Source organism: Paraburkholderia caribensis (genome assembly GCF_002902945.1).
GTDB classification, from domain to species: domain Bacteria; phylum Pseudomonadota; class Gammaproteobacteria; order Burkholderiales; family Burkholderiaceae; genus Paraburkholderia; species Paraburkholderia caribensis.
Window position 1 is genome coordinate 551,151 of record NZ_CP026102.1, and the last position, 19,674, is coordinate 570,824.

General features: G+C 59.8%; 14 protein-coding genes. 10 read left to right on the forward strand and 4 right to left on the reverse strand.

Going from position 1 to position 19,674, the window contains the following annotated elements; genetic code table 11:
* Positions 1–193 precede the first annotated feature (193 nt).
* On the forward strand, positions 194–1,744 hold the full coding sequence (locus C2L66_RS18910) for a hypothetical protein (RefSeq protein ID WP_060603811.1): 1,551 nt from the start codon (positions 194–196) through the stop codon (positions 1,742–1,744).
* Between the two features lie 60 nt (positions 1,745–1,804).
* On the opposite strand, the gene C2L66_RS18915 is transcribed toward C2L66_RS18910, so the two are convergent.
* Positions 1,805–2,665 (reverse strand): ATP-grasp fold amidoligase family protein, encoded by an 861-nt coding sequence (locus C2L66_RS18915; protein ID WP_224101967.1) that lies wholly within the window; start codon positions 2,663–2,665, stop codon positions 1,805–1,807.
* A gap of 177 nt (positions 2,666–2,842) precedes the next feature.
* Entirely contained in the window at positions 2,843–3,769 is a 927-nt protein-coding gene (locus C2L66_RS18920) for a helix-turn-helix domain-containing protein (RefSeq protein ID WP_082670459.1), read from the reverse strand.
* Between the two features lie 978 nt (positions 3,770–4,747).
* On the opposite strand from C2L66_RS18920, the gene C2L66_RS18925 reads away from it, so the two are divergent.
* From C2L66_RS18925 to C2L66_RS18950, 6 genes are all read left to right on the forward strand, one after another.
* The gene (locus C2L66_RS18925) at positions 4,748–7,090 is read left to right on the forward strand and encodes a polysaccharide biosynthesis tyrosine autokinase (protein ID WP_225031867.1); all 2,343 of its coding nucleotides are present in this window, start codon (positions 4,748–4,750) and stop codon (positions 7,088–7,090) included.
* 59 nt (positions 7,091–7,149) lie between these two features.
* Positions 7,150–8,265 carry a glycosyltransferase family 4 protein gene (locus C2L66_RS18930; protein ID WP_054932713.1) on the forward strand — a complete coding sequence of 372 codons (1,116 nt, stop codon included), beginning with the start codon at positions 7,150–7,152 and terminating at the stop codon, positions 8,263–8,265.
* 19 nt (positions 8,266–8,284) lie between these two features.
* On the forward strand, positions 8,285–9,727 hold the full coding sequence (locus tag C2L66_RS18935; protein ID WP_060603800.1) for a hypothetical protein: 1,443 nt from the start codon (positions 8,285–8,287) through the stop codon (positions 9,725–9,727).
* Positions 9,728–9,824: 97 nt separating this feature from the next.
* Positions 9,825–10,835, forward strand: a complete 1,011-nt coding sequence (locus C2L66_RS18940) for a glycosyltransferase family 2 protein (RefSeq protein ID WP_054932711.1) — start codon at positions 9,825–9,827, stop codon at positions 10,833–10,835.
* Positions 10,836–10,867: 32 nt separating this feature from the next.
* Positions 10,868–12,184, forward strand: coding sequence for a lipopolysaccharide biosynthesis protein (locus tag C2L66_RS18945; RefSeq protein WP_060603796.1), 1,317 nt, complete (start codon positions 10,868–10,870; stop codon positions 12,182–12,184).
* Between the two features lie 94 nt (positions 12,185–12,278).
* Positions 12,279–13,472 (forward strand): glycosyltransferase family 4 protein, encoded by a 1,194-nt coding sequence (locus tag C2L66_RS18950; RefSeq protein WP_054932745.1) that lies wholly within the window; start codon positions 12,279–12,281, stop codon positions 13,470–13,472.
* A 22-nt stretch (positions 13,473–13,494) separates the two neighbouring features.
* On the opposite strand, the gene C2L66_RS18955 is transcribed toward C2L66_RS18950, so the two are convergent.
* The gene (locus C2L66_RS18955) at positions 13,495–14,118 is read right to left on the reverse strand and encodes a phosphatase PAP2 family protein (RefSeq protein WP_060603793.1); all 624 of its coding nucleotides are present in this window, start codon (positions 14,116–14,118) and stop codon (positions 13,495–13,497) included.
* 28 nt (positions 14,119–14,146) lie between these two features.
* Positions 14,147–15,451, reverse strand: coding sequence for an O-antigen ligase family protein (locus tag C2L66_RS18960; protein WP_060603790.1), 1,305 nt, complete (start codon positions 15,449–15,451; stop codon positions 14,147–14,149).
* Between the two features lie 697 nt (positions 15,452–16,148).
* On the opposite strand from C2L66_RS18960, the gene C2L66_RS18965 reads away from it, so the two are divergent.
* From C2L66_RS18965 to C2L66_RS18975, 3 genes are all read left to right on the forward strand, one after another.
* On the forward strand, positions 16,149–17,648 hold the full coding sequence (locus C2L66_RS18965; RefSeq protein WP_060606917.1) for a mannose-1-phosphate guanylyltransferase/mannose-6-phosphate isomerase: 1,500 nt from the start codon (positions 16,149–16,151) through the stop codon (positions 17,646–17,648).
* Between the two features lie 41 nt (positions 17,649–17,689).
* Entirely contained in the window at positions 17,690–19,066 is a 1,377-nt protein-coding gene (locus tag C2L66_RS18970) for an undecaprenyl-phosphate glucose phosphotransferase (protein WP_060603787.1), read from the forward strand.
* A 197-nt stretch (positions 19,067–19,263) separates the two neighbouring features.
* Positions 19,264–19,596 (forward strand): hypothetical protein, encoded by a 333-nt coding sequence (locus C2L66_RS18975; protein ID WP_054932707.1) that lies wholly within the window; start codon positions 19,264–19,266, stop codon positions 19,594–19,596.
* Positions 19,597–19,674: the final 78 nt, after the last annotated feature.

Below are 19,674 nucleotides of genomic sequence, written 5' to 3' on the forward strand. Positions count from 1 at the left end.
GGAACCCGCCGGGCAGCATGCGGTGTCCGTTCACTCACTTTCTCCCTGTTTATCAATCGGGCGACGAAACGTCATTGCCAGTAAGGATTACTGAGCAATGCGGAGTCGCTCGCGCCGCCATCCTGGTCCGAAATCCAGTAGTCACCTCTTTGGACTTTTTTTCGAGAACTTTCTCGACAGGGATGCGCTTGCCATGAACAAACGACGTCAATTTCTAGGCCGCCTGACGGCTCTCGGTGGCAGCTATGTTCTCACCGCGTGCGGCGGAGGGACGGGCAGTGTCAGCGATGTTTCCGGTGACGCGGTGGCGAAAGCCACGGCCCGCGCAGCGGCATCGGCCAGCGGCACGACGATTCCGTCGGGCACGTCGATCGTCGACAACTCTGGTGCCACATGGACCTTGTCGGGCGGCTCCGTCTACCGGAACGGCGTGAAAGCCGGCAACAACTATAACGTGGCGCTCGTGCTGTTTTATGGCGGCGTGATCTATCACCAGGGGACGGGCGGCCAGTTCTATTCGTGGAATGGATCGACATGGATTGCCTGTAACGACCCACGCCTCGGCGGGACGTCCGCGGATGGCACGGCGATTCCCCCCGCGTCGTACATCATCGACAAGACGGGCGCGATGTGGACCGTCGTGAGCGGTGTCGTCTACAAGAACGGCAAGACGGTCGGCAACACCTATAACGTGTCGCTGTTGCTGTGGTATGGCGGAAAGATCTGGCACAAGGGAACAGGCGGACAGTTCTATGTCTGCACGGATGCTGGCGGCTGGCTGCCCTGCAGCGATCCTCGTATCGCGACAGCGGCTACGGCAGGGACGTTCTACGGCGTCAACGGCCACTACGACTACAGCTATACGCCAGCGCAGCTCGTGTCGATCCTGAAAGGCATGGGCTGCACGAGTTACCGCGTGGGTTGCACCGACGACCCAAAGCAGTTGAATGCAGTCACGAAGCTCGCGCAAGCCTTCCAGTCGGCGGGGATCTCGCTGCTCGTGCTGATCAACCAGGGCGTGTACGACGCCAACGGCAACGTCTTCACTAGTGAGTCAGCCGCATACAATCGCGGCTTGCAGGCTGCAATGGCAGTCGCGAATGCACTCAAGGCGTACGGCGTAACCCTTTACGAGTGCGGAAACGAGCTGACCCGGCAGAACGCCACGGTTCTGGACTTTACCAACGCAGGCACCAAAGCGGTCGACTTCAACAACGCGAACTGGCCCGCCATGCGCGGCGTGATGCGCGGCATGATCGACGGCGTGAGGTCGGTTCAACCGTCGGCAAAGTGCGGCATCAACTTCTGTGTCGCGGATATCGGCGCAGCGGACGCCCTGTGGGACGGCATGCAGCCGGACGGATCGGGCGGTCATCCGAAGGTGCGCTGGGACATCACGACGTGGCATAACTACGAGGTGTACGGCGACATCTTCAACATCGGTATCGACGGCTCGGGGCCCGGCTTTGATCTGCCCACATACTGCAAGGCTCGTTACGGCGTGCCGTTCATCATCACGGAATGGAACACGGGGCCCGAGAAGACGCAGGCGTATCGAGCCAGCTATATCACCAGCACGCTCGGCAAGTTCTATCAGGCGCGTAAGACGCACAATATCCAGTCCGTCATGTATTACGTGCTCGATAGCGGCAACAACACTTACGGCGTTATGACCAACGGTGTCACGCTGAACCCGCCGTATAGCGCGTTTACGAGTTTCGTGTCGGGCAACGCGGACGCCTGATCCGCGGCGTGCCACGCACGCCGCGAATGCTTCCCCGACTGCGAACGGGGAAGCGCGGCCTCACAGATCAGCACTGGCTTCCAGCAGTTGCCCCCATTCATAATCGACGTGGTCGGGCGTGAAGGGCAATACGCCAGCCCCCGGCGTGAATGTCAATTCACCGAAATAGACGCGGTTATCGGGGGCATAGAGATCGACGCGAACATAGTCGAAATCTTTGGCCAGGACCGTCGCGGCTTTCAGCACCGCTTCGAGGTTGTCAGGCCGCGGCGGCGGCACGGCGCTGCGTGTGTAAGGGCCGATCATCACATCCATATGGCGCCATTGCGTGTCGAACACGTCGCCATGCGTGTTATTGCCGAAGCGGTCCGTGATCAGAAGAATGTACATGAGCGGACGTCCAGCGTTTCCGCCGAAGCAATGCACCTTGAAATCGGCTGGAACGCGCCCGTGATGGTCCAGAAGCAGTTGCTCGAAGAAGATTCGCGGCCGGATCTTCCTGTAATGCCGTTCGCGTGCGACCCAATAGAACGACGTCGATAGCCACCGTTCCGACAGTTCCTGCAGCCTTTCAAACGTGGTCTCCGACTTGTTCCGCACAATTTCGACGAACGTGCTGCCGTGATTCGCCTTCATCACGAATGCATCGGGCAGACTGTCGAAGACCGCACGCGTGAATACCTCAGGCGCGGCGATAAGCGGAACGAGATGCGCTTCGCCGAGTTTGGCGGCAACATATTCCCGGACTTCGAGCTTATCGGTCAATGGTACATAGCGCGGGTCCGGCCGAAGATTGCGTTGCAGGATCTTCTCGTTGAACGTTGCTGGACGCGCGAGCCGTGGATATCGCCCGATACATTTCCGGTGCAACAGGCTAAGGAACAGCGTGTCGGGCAACATCGACTTTGCCTTCTCTTTCATTCTGCGGATTGCCGACTGCGAAGGAATCGGATCTCCTGAACCATAGTCATGCAACTGCGGGCGCGCCCCGACCTCTTCGGACGATGCGGCCTTCTCGTTTCTGGTGCCAGACGCGTCCTTCTCTTCGCGGGCCTGCGCATATTCGGTTATTGGCATTGTTAGCGCTCCCTGCGCCCGCTAGAAAACGGGTTTCATTTGCGAATCGACCGCTGCGGCAGTTTCGACGACATGGTCAGCTGGCGACGGTGTCGGTGTGTGATTGCTGGTGCCGAGATGGCGCAACGCGCGAAAAGCGGTTGGCGACATGCCGTATCGCACCTTGAAGATGCGCCCCAGCCGGTTGCCGTCGCCCATGCCGCAACGCCTTGCAATCTTGTCGATGGGAAGCTCGGTTTCCATCAGCATCGAGCAGACGACCTCGAAGCGCGTGCGCAACAGGTATTCAAGTGGGGTCAGCCCAAACTCGACCTTGAAACGCCGCTGATAGTTGCGTTTGCTCATCGCCGCGGACTCGGCCGCCCGACTCACGGAAATCGCCTTGCTATAGTTTTCCCGGATCCAACGCGCCGACTCGCGGATTTTCTCGGCCGTGGTCGCGATAGCCGGATCATCCGCGCCAGGCCGCATGCGCTGACGCACTTGCGGCTGCAGCGTATGCGCGATCCGGCGCGCCGTTTCCGCGTCGAGGTCGCGACCAATCTGCACGAGGGCCATTTCAGTCGGCGTCGCCCCGGCGGGCCGCATCTCTGACAGACCATCATCCAGCACGAACACAGGCACAGCCGGTTGCACCGCCCCGCTCGACAGATCGCTCTTCTGCCGCATGCAGGGCGGCGCGCTCGATCCCTGGCGCGACAGCCAGGAGACGAGTTGCTCGCTCGATTCATTCATCGGGTCGCCGCTGCAAGCAACGAAGAATGCATGAAAGTCGGCCAGCCGAAACCGTTCGAGCTTCTGCGTCCAGATCGGAAAGCTGGAGCCGCCCGTAACGAATCCGCCCGTCTCAGACAACACCGAGAAGCGGTACGGGGGCTCCTCGCCGACCTCCAGCCCGAGCTTGTTGGCAAGGCAAAAGGCGTCGCCAATCGCGCCCGCAGCGGCCATCGAACAATGCGGGGCAATGAGCAGGCCGATATGCTTCTCAACCTCCGGTTTCTCGAGCCGGTCATCGACACACAAGGGATGTGATTGATAAATCCCATTCACTGTTAGCTCTCCCAATTAATGCGCAACAATTCAACGCAAATCAGAATACATTAGAGAAAAGAGCCATGCGATGCCTGTCCGATTGGCGCGAACGATATGGCGAAATCGTTCGGACGTGGGAATTCTTACTTAAATGCGGACTCGGCGTTTCAGGCTATTTTTCCTAATGACGGAAAGATTTTCTGGGAGAAAATGTCCGATTGTGTTGACCCGAAGCCGCGTCATGAACCGCGAGAGCTCGCCATAGAAGGGCCGCAGAGCGAGCAAGGACTTTGTAAGCGAATGGCGCTAATGGCGTACTGTCACTACCGTTTCGTGACGCGATTGCTCGCGTTGCGTATCACTCTGTTACACGAATTTCAGATCGCAACAACTCTTTCTTCGATGCCCGGCCGATGTAACGTGTTCCACGATATCGGCCATTAGTACCCGAATTTATGCCGGGTTTGTACTAATTCAAATTCGGTGCGTCTATCCTTCAACGCAACATCAATCGAAGGGCGACGTCGTGGATCGAAGACCGATTCCTGAAGTCTGCCTAAGCTCTTTTCATAGGCTCCCGTCGAGAGCGTGCGTGACTTGCCAATCGTCCCACTCGTTGTGTGGCTCGACGCCTGTCACTGTGAACGCTAAAGGGTTCGCATCAATGCGGACACGACGGGTGCTTTGCCATTGCCAGTGAAGTTCTGACACATCGGGGAGCTGCGGCTATTTCACTCCCCGTGAGTCGCTATTGCCATCCGTTCCTGTAACTCATCATCAGCCCGAGCACGGCTGATCGAGCTTTCTGTTGCATTCCGTCCGGCGGCTTCAGGTCGCCGTCTGGCCGTGTACTCGTGTGCTTCGCAGCCTGCTCGACCAACCGCATTTCAAAGGATGATTCCCGTGGATTATTACCCCTCGAACTCGCTTCCTGTTGCCCCTGAGGTTGAGCGCGGGCAACTCACCGCTCGAGAAATGCTCAACCTGATGCGGGACCACATCTGGGAAATCGTGGCGGCCACCGTCGCGGTGTTTCTGCTCGCGGTCGCGTACCAGCTGATTGCCACGCCCGTCTATTCGGCGGATGTGCTCGTGCGCGTCGATCCGCCCGAGCCCAACGCGCTCGGTCTCGCGCTACAGACCCAGGAGGCGCTTCCGCCGCCCGCGCCGTCACCCAGCACGGAAATGGGCGTGATGCGCAGCCGTTCGGTGCTCGACCCCGTGATCGACCGATATCGCTTCGATGTCTCGGTGAAGCCTCGGCGCATCCCGATCCTCGGCGACATTGCAGACAGGTTCTCGACGCCAGGCGAGCCGAATGGCGCATGGCTCGGCCTGAAGTCGTTCGCGTGGGGCGGCGAGGTCGTCAAGGTCGGTTACCTGAATGTTCCGCAGAATCTCGAAGAAGAGAAGCTGAGTCTCGTTGCGCTAGGCGACGGCGCATATGAACTGTTAGGTCCGTCGGGCGAATTTCTGATCAAGGGCACGGTCGGCAAGCCCGCCGAAGGCAACGGCATTTCGGTGCTGATCAACCAGCTTGCCGCGCGGGCAGGCACGCACTTCGAGGTGATCCGCTGGAACGCGGTGGATGCGACCAAGCGCTTCATGGACGTCGTGAAGATCACGGACAAGGTGAAGGACTCCGGCCTCATCCAGATCGAATACGCGGACAAGAGTCCTTCAAAGGCCGCTGAAGTCGCGAACGCGCTGGGGCAGCAGTACCTCGTGGCAGCGATCGCCGGTCGTCAATTGAACGACACGCAGACACTGAGTTTCATCAAGGGCGAATTGCCGCGCCTGCTTGCGGACCTGCGCAAATCGGAAGAAGCACTCAAGAGCTTCCGCGCGAAGTCCAATTCGATGCAGCCGACCACGGAAGCGCAATCCTATCTGCAAGGCGGCCTCGATCTCGACCGGCAGATTGCCAGTCTGGAACTGCAACGCACGCAACTGCTGGACAAGTACGCGCCGGGAAGCCGCTGGATTCAAAGCATCGATACTCAGCTTGCGCAACTGAAGAAGACGAAATCCGAGTTCGACGGACGCTTTCAGGGCATGCCTGCGTCCGAGCGTGAGAGTGTCGACCTGATTCGTGCGCAGAAGGTCGCTGAAACGGTCTACATGGGCATGGTGCAGAAGGCCGAGCAATTGACGGTGCGTCGTGCGAGCACCACGGGTGGCGCGCACATTCTCGATTCGGCCGTGCGGCCGCATCGCCCCGTCAAGCCCGATCCGCTGATCGTGCTCCCGGGTGGCTTCGTGCTCGGTCTCGTGGCGGGCGTGTTTATCGTCTTCATGCGCCGTCACGTGCTGGTCGGCGTAACGGACCCGCGCTATGTCGAGCGTCGTCTGAGTGTGCCTGTCGTCGGCGAAGTGCTGTTCAGTCATCAGCAATCGCTGCTCGATCGCGGCCTGCCGGCCGCCGCGCGCAAGCCATTGCCGGGCGCAGGCGGGCGCGGTGCACTGCCGATGCAGCGCGGCGCGGAGGGAGGCGAGTCGGCAACGGGCGAAAAGATCGACCCGTCGTTCGGTACCTCGGGCAACAAGATTCTTGCCGAACGCTTCCCGCATGACGCATCGGTTGAAGCGTTACGCGAAGTCCGCACGGCAATGGCGCGAGATCTTGCGCATACGCGCAACAACATCGTGATGGTGACGGGACCGACCACATCGGCGGGCAAGAGCTTCGTCGCGGCGAACCTCGCGACACTGCATGCGGAGGCAGGGTCGCGGGTCGCGCTGATCGACGGCGACATGCGCCGTGGCCATCTCGCGGCATTCTTCGGCCAGAACAATCGCGGCGGTCTTTCCGAAGTACTCGCCGAACGGATGCCGCTGCGCGACGCGTTGCGGCAAGTCGGGATTGAAGGCGTGACCTTCATGTCGTGCGGGGCGCGCCCGGAGAACCCTGCGGCATTGCTCACGCGGCCGCGCTTCAGGGAAATATTGCAGCGGCTCGGCAATCACTTCGACATGGTGATCGTCGACACACCGCCGTTCCTCGCCGTGACGGACGCGTCCATCATCGCGAACGAAACCGGCGCGTCGCTGCTCGTGCTGCGTTCGGGCATGCAGACCGAGGAGGAGATTGCCGACACGATCAAGAAGATCGAGCGCGCGGGCGGACGTGTTGCCGGCGCTGTCTTCAACGGCATTCCGCTGCGTCGTAGCACGCGCAATTACGGCTACGCGACGAACTATGCGAGCGACTTCGGCGAGGTCGAGGCAACCGCCTGATGGCAGGTTGTCCCTACGCAACCCCTGAAAACGGCACAACTTCGTGAGGCGAAGAATCGATGGCATTCGCGATTAATGGAAAGTTCACATCGCAGCCTGTAACAGGCGTGCAACGGGTCGCATATGAACTCACGAGAGCGATGCAACTGCGTGAGGAACCGGGCAACGAACTGGAGATATTCGTGCCGCACAACGCGATGGAGCCCGGTGCGTCGCTCAGGCGGCAGCGGCGCTTTCCGTGGCTGCGCGGCACGCTGTGGGAACAGATCACGCTGCCGCTGGCAGCGAGGGGCCGAACGCTCGTCAATCTGTGCAACACGAATCCGATCCTCAAGCGCAGGCAAGTGGTGATGGTGCACGACATGGCCGTCTATGACGCGCCGAATGGTTTTTCGAAGAAGTTCTTGCTGTGGTATCGGCTGTGTTTCTCGATCCTGCCACGAATGGAACCATTCGTGCTCACGGTATCGGCATTTTCGAAGCGGCGTATCAGCCATCACCTGAAGATCGACGAGTCGCGTATTGCCGTGATCCAGCCGGGTGCGGATCATCTCGATCGCGTCGTGCCGGATTACGGCGTCATCGATCGCCTGCAACTCCGGGAAGACTCGTACTGCGTGATCGTCGGGAGCCTGGATCCGCGCAAGAATCTGCAGTGCGTGCTCGAAGCGATCTCGGGCTTGAGCCATTTACGCGACGTGAGATTCGTGATTGTCGGCGGAAAGAACTCGCGCATTTTTGCCAGTGAAGGCATCGAGGCGATGTCGCGCTCAAAGCAGGTGATATGGGCGGGCTTCGTATCGGACGGCGAGTTGAAGGCGCTCTATCAACGTGCCGGTTGCCTGGTTTTTCCGTCGCTATATGAAGGCTTTGGATTGCCGCCGCTCGAGGCCATGTATTGCGGATGCCCTGTGGTCGCTTCGTCGCGCACCTCGATTCCCGAAGCGTGCGGAGACGCCGCGATGTATTGCGATGCGACGTCGGCGCAAGACGTTGCCGAAAAGATCTCGCTGATGATGAGCGACGGTGCCATCAGGCAACAGTACCGGGTGAAAGGTATGGCGCATGCGCGCGAATACCGCTGGGACCGCTCGGCAAAGAGGCTGCTCGACGTGTTGTACGGCAAGGAGAGCGAGCCGCTTTCGGAACTTGCAGCACGTGTGTCGGCTGGGTGAGCAACGGACGAGGCAGCCCATGGATCGAATGAATTACCGGCCATCCAGACGACGTGTGCTCGCGGCGTTTGCTGCGCTCGCGTGTGCGGGCTTGCGGCCCATGCATGCGATGGCAGCAGCCGCAGCCGGTCCGGTCGGCAATCGCGCAGCTCGCAGGATTACCGACATGATCGGAACGAATGGGTGGCCGGGCTCGGCTGCCGACATCGAGATGTGGCGCAAGATGGGCATCAGCTGGGGGCGTGGGTCAGTCGGGCCCGGTCAGCCGGATGCGCCGACCCAACCGATGCGCGTCGACAAGACAGGCAATCGCTATGACAGCGATCTGCCCTCCGTCATATTGCGCAATAACCAGAATGGCATCCGGTCCTTGTTGTTTCTCGGCTATACGCCAAAGTGGAATGCGAGTCTTCCCGGCGACACGAAGTCAGCACCGGAAGATGTCGACGCGTGGGAACGTTATGTGGATGCGGTGGTTCGCAAGTACTCTGGACCGCCGTATGGCGTGCGCCATTTCCAGATATGGAATGAAGCGGCGGGACGTTTGTCGGGCGGATTGCCGCAAGCCACTTTCTGGCACGGCCCGAACTTCAGCAAGAACGAGCACCAGTCCGGACCTTATGACCGCGCATTGCAGGACTATGTGGAGCGAATTCATATTCCGGCCGCCCGCATTATTCGACGCTATGGCGGCTACGTCGTCTATGGCGGTTGGCCCGATCAGGGCGGTCTCGACAATCTCGACAAATGGCTCGATTACCGGAGCCCGCGTTTGAACGAGCGAATGGCCGACTGGGTGGATTACCTCGACACACACTACCTGCCCGTGGCAGACCTGGACCGCCTGTATGAACGATACGTCAAGCAGGGGCCGGCGCGCGGATTGTGGCAAACGGAGATTGGCGACAGATACATGCTCGACGAGCACTACTTGCCCCGCTACTTTTTCGAGTTCGCGGTATGGGCGCTGGCGCGAAATTGGGACGATCCGGACAAGTATCTGTCGATGGTCTATCACTGGGACGGCTATGAACCGTTCCGGCTCACGCATCGCGGCCCGCCCGTGCGCACTTTCAATGTCTCGGGGCAAAGCCTGATCGTGCTCAACCAGACGATTCCCGGCACGCTTGCGCCGCTTTCGAAGCCGCTTCGATTCGGCCCGGAAGTCACGGGGTCCGGTTTGCTGTCCGACAGGGACATGGTGATTCAGGTGAGCGCGCCATCCGGTTGGCGCACCGTGGAGGCAGCGGGTGTCGCACCGCCGTCGGGTGGCGCGCAAGTGCTCTTGATCGATGCGCTGACAGGTGCCGCTGCTTCCAGGGAAGACGCCGCGCTGAACTGGAATAGCGACGTCATGAACATACGGTTTCGCGTGCCGGACAACGTCAATGGTGCCGACAGAAAGCCGCCCAGACATCTTGCCTATCTCGTCGTGCGGGCGAACCAGGGGAAAACAGCTTGAGAGAGACGGGTTCTTTTTGCATTCAACAGGCAACTGCACCCATTTCCACAAAGCGGATTCGATTGCCCGCTGATTCAATTTATCGTATCGAGGCTCTATGAAACAGATCGCCATCGTCATATGCAACTACAACTATGAACGCTTTCTCGCCGAGACGATCGATTCTTCGTTGGCGCAGGACTATCCCGGAACGCGCGTGATCGTCATCGACGATGGATCGACGGATGATTCGCGCGCCGTGATAGAGCAATACGGTACCCGTATCTCTGCGGTTTTCAAGGAAAACGGCGGGCAGGTGTCCGCATACAACCTCGGCGTCGAACTCGCCGGCACCGACTATGTGATCTTCCTCGATTCCGACGATGTGCTGTATCCGCACGCGGTGTCGGAGGTCATGCGCAAGTTCGAAGAAGAGCCTCTGGCGAAAGTGCAGTTCCGTCTCGATGTGATCGACGAAGCGGGCAAGCAGACGGGCGCCTACGTACCGCATTCGGAGCCGCCCGCCGACTGCGGCCGTTTGCTCAGAGAAGGCTGGCTCTATCCGTCGCCGCCGGCGTCGGGCAATGCATATAGCGTCAGTGCGCTGAAAGCGGTCTTCCCTGTGCCGGAAGGCGGCACCAACCGCTACGGGGCGGACTTCTATGCGATCTACGGAGCGGCGCTGATGGGTGCCGTTGCGACGATACCGCAATCGCTCGGAGCGTACCGGGTCCATCATTCTGCTGCGCCGAGCGTGTCGTTCGCGAACTCGGAGCAGATCAAGAAGGCACCGAAGGCGTTCAAGGAGCGTTGGGTCACGCTGCGTGAAATCGCGAAGCAGAGGATGAATCTCGATCTACCGCCTGCATTTCACGATTTCGCCCATGAAAAAGCGTACTTCGGATCGAGTCTCTATCATGCGTCGCTCGGCGCGCGGTGGCGCTGGATGCTGAACGATTCGCGCGCCTATATGCACACGATCGTCGCCAACCCGTTCTGGAGCCTGAAAAAGAAGGCTGGCACGCTGTTCTTGTCGAGCCTTTGTCTGTTGCCTTACTCACCTCTTTCAGACTTCGTGGTCCGATACATCACCAACCCCCTTGCGCGCCGCAGCACGGTCGAGCAATAGCATGCGGCGTCGCCAATACAGGAGAGGTGGGAATGGATGGTAAGAAGAGCGCTAACGTCATAGCGTTTGTCTATGGTGGATATCTGATGAGGTACGTGTACCTCATCATCGTCGTGCCATTCTACGGACGCGTGCTCGGCGTCGCCGAATACGGACGTGTTCTCGCGGCGATGTCGCTGATGAACGTCATCTGGATGCTGGCGAGCTACGGCTTCACATTCGTCGGCATGCGCGAGATATCGAAGGCTCGGAACAACAGCGAATGCAACGCCATTTACTCGTTGCATACGAGCGCGCGCCTTGTATTGTGCGCGCTGGGCGCGTGCATCGGCGTCATTGCGACCTTCTGTTCGCCGACATTGTCGGAGCGCCCGCTCATCGGCTTGCTGGCAACCACGCTGGGCGTCGTGTCTGCATTGAATCTGGGCTGGCTCTATCAAGGGCGTCATCATTTCCGCACGCCGATCATGATCGAGGTATTCGGCTTTGCGGTGAGTCTGGTGCTGGTGCTGTGCCTCGTGAAAGGACCGGCGGACTCGGTTTGGGTAGTCGGTAGTCTGTTGACGGCGGGCGTGCTGTCTCTGGCCATTTCCTATGCGCTGGCGACGTATCAGCTGGGGCGGCCCCATCTCTCGTTTTCGGGTATCGCGTCGCTCGTAAAGGGCTCGACGATGCTGTTCTGCTATTCGTCGGGTTCGGTCGTGCTGACGGCATCGTCGACGTATCTGCTGACGCTGCTCTCCACGCCGGCTCAAGTGGGCTATTTCGGCGCGGCGGAGCGGTTTGCGACGATTGGGCTGAGCCTGATGGGGCCCGCATCGCAAGTCTTCATTCCGACCATTTCCCGCCAGCTTGCACAGGGCGACAAGGCGGGCGCTCACGCGACCACGCGGCGCGGCGCGACGCTGATGCTCGGTTACGGCATGCTGGTTTTTTGCGGTGCTTTGACGTTGTCGCCCATCGTTCTGCCGTTGATTCTCGGGGAAGCGTTTACGCCGAGCGGCCATGTGTTGCAGTGCTTTGCCTGGATGTTTCCGTTTGCGGCGTTCAACGAATTCGCTGCGTTCTATGTATTCGTTCCGCGGAAAAAAGATCGCTTGCTGGCTATTGCGGGTGCCGCGTCCGGTGTCGCGAACCTGCTCGCGGCGCTCTACCTTGCGCCGCGATACGGGGCGCAGGGTATGGCATTCGCTCGCGTCATCGGCGAACTTTCGCTGTCGGCGATGCTGCTGACCATCATGGTTCGGTTGGAATTGATTACCTTGGTGCCCGGGGCCGGGCGCGCGATCGCAATGGCGCGAGTCGCGTGGGGAACACGCGGTCAGGCTGGCGCGCGCGAGGAGGATTGACAGATTCCTTGTTGGCGGGCGGAGCAGATTGTCGGATCAGGTTCGAATGGACCGGAAAAGTATTAACGTACTCGACGAGTACAGGGAGGTCGCGTTGAAAGTTGCCATTGTTCATGACTGGTTGGTGGTATCGGGCGGTGCCGAAAAGGTACTGCAGAACATTATCGAATGCTTCCCGGACGCGGACCTGTTTTCGCTGGTCGATTTCATGGAGGACCGCGCCTGCATCAAGGACAAGCCGGTCAGGACATCGTTCATTCAGCGCTTGCCGTTCGCGCGCAAACGCTACAGGGCGTATCTGCCCTTGATGCCGATCGCAATCGAACAGCTCGATCTGTCCTCCTACGACCTCGTCATTTCCAGTTCGCATGCCGTGGCGAAAGGCGTGCTGACGGGACCGAACCAGTTGCACATAAGCTACGTGCATTCGCCCATACGCTACGCGTGGGATCTTCAGCATCAGTACCTGAGAGAGTCGCGTCTGACGGCGGGCGTCAAATCGGCGATGGCCCGTGTGCTGCTTCACTATATTCGGGGGTGGGATTCGCGCTCCGCGAATGGTGTCGATCATCTGCTCGCCAATTCGAAGTTCATTGCGCGCCGGATCAGGAAGGCCTATCGGCGCGATGCGACGGTCATTTATCCGCCCGTCGATCTTAGCCATATGCCGATTCGTGAGGGCAAGGAGAACTTCTACGTCACTGCGTCCCGCATGGTGCCCTACAAGCGCATCGATCTGATCGTCAAGGCGTTTTCACAAACACCGGAGCGCAAACTGGTCGTCATCGGCGATGGGCCGGATATGAAGAAGGTCAAAGCCGCCGCGGGTGAAAACGTCACGATTCTCGGCCATCAGCCGTTCGACGTGCTGGTCGATCATCTGCAGCGCGCGCGTGCCTTCGTGTTCGCGGCGGAAGAAGATTTCGGCATTTCGGTCGTCGAAGCGCAGGCGTGCGGGACACCCGTGGTCGCGTTCGGGCGGGGCGGAGCGTTGGAGTCGGTGCTAGGCTTGCCGCGCGAGCGGCCCACGGGCGTGTTTTTCCAGGAGCAGACGGCTGAGTCGCTGCTGGAAGCCGTGGACAGGTTCGAAAAGTACTCCCGTCTTTTCGATGCGCGTCAGTGCCGCAAGAACGCGGAGCGCTTTTCGTCGGAGCGGTTCAAGACAGCGTTGACGTCATTTATCGAAGACCGGCTGCCGGATAGTCTCACCGATCCTTCGTATGTGGAGGCCGCAGACGATGAAGTGTCGTTAAAGGACGAAGCGCCCGAGCGGCATCTGCTGGTCTGAACGGCTTCGCTCGCGCGGACGCTTATCCGTGTTGCCGCGGGCGCGCGTGTGACAGCGCGCAGACAAGCGCTGGCGTATTCTCTCTAAGCGCCGCCGAGTTGTCCTTGATGAGATCCTGGAACGGCGCCGTATGCCCATAGGTCAAGGTCGACACGGCGAGCAGGCAAATCGTCGACTCGATAGGCCATAACCGTCGGAATTCGGCGCGTAGCGCCGTCCGCAGAAACGCTGCAGCGACGGCGGCGCCGATCACCCAACCCACACAGACTTCGGCGATCGAGTGCGAATGTCCATGCACACGCGAAGCCCCTGTCAGTGCGCCCAAAAGCAGTCCAGCGGCGACGCCTGCGAGGATGCCTGAACGGGGTAGCCGCCACCATCTCAATTGCAGCGCGAGCGCAACGGTCCACACGGCTGTCGATAGCATCGTATGACCGCTAATGACGCGAAAGTGCATCAATGGCGGCACCACGCCCCACGTGTAGTACAAGATCTTGCTCGCGCCGACCAGCAGCATGCCGCAGCTCAACGCGAGCGCCCAGCGCAACGCGAGCCGCACATCACTCATTGCAATCCAGATTGCACACACGATGGCGATGGGCAGCGTGACAGCAGCATCGCCGACGTTGGAAAGGACTGTCCACATATCGGCCTGTTCGTTCGGTTTCGTCGGCTCAAGAGCGCGGGATACTGCGCCCGGTTGCCGTTGGATAAGCTTGTCCGCGTTGTCGATATGGCGGCTGCGGGTCGGGCACACGGGCCCGTCCGTATGCGGGATTCGACACGCGCACCGGTCGCGACGCGAGCAGCAGTGAAATGACTAGAGAAAGAATCAGAACATTTGAAGGCGAGACCAGCCGATGTTCCGTCGCGGCCATGACGAGCAGACATACGGACGAAATCTCGACGAAGCGGAATGCCGCGAAGTTCCGTCCGCGTTCGACGAGAGCGCTGCGCGCGGCGCCATCCTGGCTCCATTTGACGAGCTTCCAGTAAAAACCCAGCACCAGTGCCAGGCCGACCACGCCAAGCTCGGCAAGAAAGTTCAGATACGAGTTGTGCGCGTGGGAATCGCTGTGTTCGACGATGATGTCGGAAGGTACGCCGAGCACGCCGAAATACGACACGACGTTGCGTATCTGGTCGTCGAATGAACCGAATCCCATGCCGACAATCGGGCTTTGGCGGAAATAGGCGAGTGCTCTTGGCCAGAGCCATTCGTAGCGGATGTCCAGATTCGCCGTCTTGGCGTCCTGATTCTGGATGCTGAAGGTGTAACCCATGTAGTCGACAGTGGAGCGCGTGTGATACATCGCCATGGCAAGGGACGCCACAACGAGGCATGAGATCAGCGACGCGAGAATCACGCGTTTGCGCCCGAAGTACAGATAGGGCAGTACCGCAAGGGCGCCTAGCAGCGAGCCGCGGCTATATGTCGAGAAGAGCATCAGCCAGTTGAGCGCGATCAGCGCGAGCATGATCTTGCTGCGCCGCTGGAGATAGCAGGCCACGCCGAGGCAGAACAGCATCGCGAGAAAGCCGCCTGCCGCATTGCGGGCGATGAAGAAGCTGCCGAAGCTGTCGTCGGGATGCTTGAAGATGCTGAGCAATCCATTCTGTGCGAGATAGAGCGCGTAAGGCGGGATATTGATGACAACGGCAAACACGAAGAACGCGCGAAGCAGCTTGTTCATGTCCCAGCGATGCGAGTACAGGCAACCGGCAAAAATGGGCGCATACGCAATGAACAAATTGCCGTCGCGCCGATAGAAATCGAATTCGGTCAGAGAGTGGGGGTCGTAGAGCAACGTCGATACGAGCGCGAACAGCGTCAGTGCCGTGAGCGGCGCGATAAAGGACGGGTAGCTTCTGCCGAAAAAGCGCCAGGCGCAGAATATGATCGGCAAAAATCCCACTGCGCTAAGCGGCACCAGATTGGTAACAGTCAGGAATAGCGCCAATACCGATATGTAAGCCATTTCGACTCTCGCGAAGAATAGAGTTGCACGTCCGCTGGTGGAAGTGGCGCATGTCAATGAAGGATGTTGATCCAACATTGCGCGCGGCGAACGATCGGGATGCCGATCAGCCGCCAGAATGGAATTGCGACTTTGCTATTGACGTGTGAGGTTTCCGTATCCGGACACCAAACGAGGGCAGATATCGTGCCCAACCGGATAAGAGAGGAACACCTTCTATACACAACCTAACACGATTACCCCTTTATTTCCAAGCTCGAATCGCTTTTCAAAAATCTTGAAGCCGCCAGATATTAGCCATTATCCGAAAGGCTCAGCGTGACAGGCCATAACATCAACCGTTCGCGCCAGAGATGCTGTATCGCAGCGTAAGGTGTCTATGATTCATCACAGGTCGAGTTGAATACGATGGCTGCGAGTCGTTCACGACGCCGTTGCCGGAACTTCGATCTTTCCTTCATCTTGCAAGGTTGCGCGAGCACGACGCAGGACGGGCGCTTTCCTCAGTTGCCTCCCGTTCGCGGCCGATGCGCTCTGCGGCCATCACAATCCCGCGTCGATACTCGCAAGATTCGCGCGCAAGGTGTGTAAATAAAAAGCCGGTGGTTGGTTCATATCGACGTCGCCCAGACAGTCACGGGCGACGAGGACCTGGCTTCCGGACTTCAATACCAGGGAGATTGAAGTGGACACACGAATCACGCATGCCGAAGCACAGAACGTCGCCGTTGCCGAATCGGCAACCAGTGGCCGACGGCTCGTGCAGGTCATTCTCGCAGGCGGCTCGGGCACGCGGTTGTGGCCCGTATCACGCGAGCAATATCCGAAACAGCTGATCGATGTAGTCGGCGATCAATCGCTTCTGCAGGCCACGATGAAGCGCATGGACGGGTTCACGAAAGCGTGGGACGTCGCTGCGGAACCTGTGATTGTCTGCGGCGCTGAACATTTCCATGCGACGTCCGGGCAGGCAGCCGACTGTGGTGTGAAGCCGTGTGTCGTCGTCGAACCGGCGCGGCGCGATACGGCGCCTGCATTGACGCTGGCCGCGCTGGCCGCCTGCGCCGACGGAGACGATCCGATTCTCGTCGCGATGCCTGCGGACCACGCGATTGCGGACGTGCTCGCATTGCATCGGTCCATCGAACTCGCGGCGCTCCACGCGCAGGAAGGTGAGATCGCTACGCTGGGTGTTCCGCCAACGAGCGCCGACACGGGCTTCGGTTATATCCGACTCGGCGCGCAATTGCAGGATGGCGCGCATCGTATCGACCGCTTCGTCGAAAAGCCCGCTGCCGAACTGGCCGCGCAATACGTTGCATCGGGCGGCTACTGGTGGAATAGCGGCATGTTCGTGGTGCGCGCGTCAGTATGGCTCGCCGCGTTGAAAGTGTTCCAGCCGGACATGCACGCTGCGTGCATGCAGGCCTACGCGGATGCCAGGCGCGACAACGGTCATATCGCGCCGGGTGCCGATGCATTCGAGCGCTGTCCGTCCGATTCGATCGACTATGCGGTGATGGAGCAACTCGGCAAGCCTGCGTCGCCCTTCACGGCTGTCGTGGTGCCGCTCGAAGCCGGCTGGTCCGATCTCGGTTCATGGGATGCCGTGTGGCAGGCAATGGACAAAGATGAGTTCGGCAATGTGGCGAACGGCCGTGTGGTGATGGAAGGCGCAACGAGTACGTATGCGCGTTCGCAAGGCGGCAGGCTCGTCGCATGCGTGGGGACGAGCGATCTGGTCGTCGTCGAAACGGACGATGCCGTGCTCGTCGCGGACCGGTCGCATGTGCAGGACATCAAGGGTCTGGTGTCGCGGATCCGGCAGACCAAGGCGCCGGAAGCCGACAATCATCGAAAAGTGCGTCGTCCGTGGGGCTTTTACGATTCCATCGATCACGGCGAGCGCTTTCAGGTCAAGCGCATCGTCGTGAGTCCTGGCGGGCGGCTGTCATTGCAGATGCATCACCATCGCGCGGAACACTGGATCGTCGTATGCGGCACCGCGCTCGTCACGCGCGGCGACGAGCAGTTCCTGCTGAGCGAGAACCAGTCGACCTACATTCCGATCGGCGTGCAGCATCGTCTCGAGAACCCCGGCCATGTGCCGCTGCAGATCATCGAAGTGCAGTCCGGCGCGTATCTCGGCGAGGACGACATCGTGCGGTTCGATGACAAGTACGGCCGCTGCAATTGAGCGGCCGTGGTGGATATGTGCTTGCCTAGAGGGGTGTTGTGATGCGTGCATTGACAGGTCTGCTGGCGCGGCTATTCGATGTCGCCCTGATCGTGACGGGTGCGCTCGTGGCGTCGCAAATCCGCTTCGACGACGTGTCGCAGCGTGGGTTTTATCTCGCCTTCGTCGCGTTTTCGGCGGCTTTTTCGCTTGCCATTTTTCCCACGCTCGGCGTGTATGAATCGTGGCGTGGGCGTTCGAAGCGGATATTGACGGGTCAAGTGGCGTTGGGCTGGCTGATCGTGCAGGGATGCGCAATGGCCCTGATGTTCTCGCTGCACCGGATCGATTTCGTGTCGCGGCTGTGGTTCGTTTACTGGACGGCCATTTCAGGCAGCGCGCTCATTGCGAGCCGTCTCGTGCTGCACAGTGTGATTGGACGTGCCCGCCATGCCGGAATGGATTTGCAGCCGGTTGCAATTGCTGCGTGTGGAGACCACTACAACGACATCATTCATAAAATGGATGATGCACCTGCTTCCGGTTTCCGGCCGTGGGCGATCTACAATCTGCAACCGGACGCCGAACCTGCGTCGCATGTGCCGACTTTCTCCGAGCACAAGGCATTTGCCCGATACGTGCGCGAGCAGAACATCGGCGAAGTATGGCTGGCGTTGCCATTGACGGAAGAGCGCGCAATCCTGAAGCTGGTCGACGAGTTCCGCAATGACCTGATCAACATTCGTTTCATGCCGGATGTGCGCGCGCTTGCTTTATTCGAGGGAAGCGTGACGAGTGTGCTGGATCAGCCGACGATCAATCTCGCCGCGTCGCCGTTGCCGCCCAACGCAATGGTCAAGAAAGATCTGTTCGACCGCCTGTTCGCGCTTTGCGCGCTGATCGCCATTTCACCGATTCTTCTCGGGTGCGCGATTGCCGTGAAGCTGAGTTCGCGGGGGCCTGTGTTTTTCAAGCAGCAGCGCAAGGGCGCGGATGGCCGCGTATTCACGATCTACAAGTTCCGCACGATGCGCCTGCATCAGAAAAAGACGGGTGTGCTCGAGCAGGCGAAACGCGATGATCCGCGTATCACGCGCGCTGGCGCTTTCTTGCGGCGCACGAGTCTCGACGAATTGCCGCAGTTCTTCAACGTGCTGTGTGGCGATATGTCGGTGGTCGGGCCGCGTCCGCATGCGCTGGAGCATGACGACCAGTATCAGCATGTGGTGTCGGGCTATATCCATCGCTACCGGATCAAGCCGGGCATTACAGGCTGGGCGCAGATCAACGGATTCCGGGGCGAAACCGATCGCATCGAAAAGATGGAAGGGCGTGTCGAACACGATCTGTATTACCTGCGCAACTGGTCTTTCGCTCTGGATCTGCGGATCATCCTCGCGACCATCTTCAAGGGCATTTCTCATCAGAACGCGTATTGAGCGCAATCGCGTATGCGCTTTATCGCGGCGCTCGAGGAACGTATTTTTCCCCCACGAAAGCAGGAACGGCTCAACGTTTTATTCGAGCAGGTGCGCCATACATGACTCATGCAATCACGTTCAGGAAGTCTGCGGCTCACACGCAACGTGCGGGTTCGAAAGACGAAGATCGAGCCTCGGTTCATCAGGAGCGCGTCTTGAGCGAGCAGCTTTGGTGCGTTCACATCGAAGGGCTGGACGACTTCGTTGCGACGATCTCGAGGGAAGCCGCCGAGCGCGAGGCATCGGCGATCAACGCATACATCGACAGCGCGAAAGCGCACGGGCAGGCCGTCACGGGCATCATGCGCGCGTCGGCAACCGTGTGGCCTTTTACGCCAGCGGGCCATGCGCGCTCACTGGAAACCGACTGGGACGATCTGCAGCGCATGCCGCACCGTCAGGTGCAAGTACATCGTCGTGAAGGTCTCCTGTCCGCGCTGTTGCGGCGGCTCAAGGCGCTGGTCAGCGGCACGCGGCAAGGCAGCTAGTACACGAGCAACGCACGTTCGTGCCGTTGCGCAATCACGAGATGCCGTCCAACGGCACGTCACTGGGATTACATGGGC